We start from the raw sequence: 1194 nt of genomic DNA on the forward strand, positions 1-1194 counted from the left end.
ACGGTCGTGCCCGCGGTGAACCAGGTCGAGCTGCATCCCGCCCTCCAGAACCGGGCCACGGTCGCGGCGAACGAGCGGCACGGCATCGTCACCGAGGCGTGGAGCCCGCTCGCGCAGGGCGCCGTGCTCGGCGAGGCATCCGTCATCGCCATCGCCGCACGCCACGACGCGAGTCCCGCGCAGGTCGTGCTGCGCTGGCACCTGCAGCAAGGGCGCGTCGTGATCCCGAAGTCGGTGACGCCGAGCCGCATCGCCGAGAACCTCGACGTCTTCGGATTCGAGCTGACCGCCGACGAGCTCACGGCGATCGACGCCCTCGAGCGCGACGGCCGCACGGGCCCGCACCCCGCCGACTTCCACGCCGCCTGAGGCGCAGCACCAGCACCAACCAACGAAAAGGAACCACGAATGAGCAGCATCCTCATGATCGTCACCGGCGCGAACTCGCTCATGATGAGCGACGGCACGCAGCATCCGACCGGATTCTGGGCCGAAGAGCTCGTGACCGCCCACCGCGACCTCGTGGCCGCCGGTCACACCGTCACGTTCGCCACGCCGGGCGGCGTCACCCCGCCGGTCGACGCCGGCAGCCTCGACCCCTCGCAGACGGGCGGCGAGGCGCAGGCAGGCGAACTCGCGGCGTACCTCGACGCCATCGCCGCAGACCTCGCAGCAGCGATTCCCGTCGCCGATGCCGATGCAGCCGACTACGCCGCGATCGTGCTGCCCGGCGGCCACGGCCCGATGACCGACCTCGCCTTCGACGCGAACGTCGGCCGGGTGCTCGTCGCCGCGAACGACGCGGGCACGATCATCGCACCGTTCTGCCACGGGCCCGCCGCCCTGCTTTCGGCGAAGCGCGCCGACGGCTCGAACGCGTTCGCGGGCCGGCGCCTCACGGTCTTCACCGACGAGGAGGAGCGCACCGGCGGTACCGGGGCGAACACGCCCTGGTGGGTCGAGTCCGCACTCCGCGAGGCGGGGCTCGTCATCGATTCGGCGGCCCCGTGGAGTGATCACGTGGTCGTCGACGGCAACCTGGTCACCGGGCAGAACCCTCAGTCGAGCGCGTCGGTCGCGCGCCGGGTGATCGAGGCGCTCGCGGCCTGAACCGGCCGCTGGCTCCGCTTCCTACGGGAGGCGGAGCAAGCGGGACCGCGGGGATCAGTCGAAGAGCTCGGAGAGCCAGCTCTC

General features: G+C 71.9%; 2 protein-coding genes. Both read left to right on the forward strand.

Features of this window, described 5'->3' with window-relative positions; translation table 11 throughout:
• Positions 1-369, forward strand: a 369-nt coding sequence (locus ACFWWU_RS37100) for an aldo/keto reductase (RefSeq protein WP_384153574.1), incomplete at its 5' end; no start/stop codon positions are given.
• A 39-nt stretch (positions 370-408) separates the two neighbouring features.
• Complete coding sequence (locus ACFWWU_RS37105) at positions 409-1110, forward strand: type 1 glutamine amidotransferase domain-containing protein (protein WP_384153577.1); 702 nt, start codon at positions 409-411, stop codon at positions 1108-1110.
• Positions 1111-1194: the final 84 nt, after the last annotated feature.

The organism is Streptomyces sp. NPDC058650, assembly GCF_042717315.1.
Classification (GTDB): domain Bacteria; phylum Actinomycetota; class Actinomycetes; order Streptomycetales; family Streptomycetaceae; genus Streptomyces.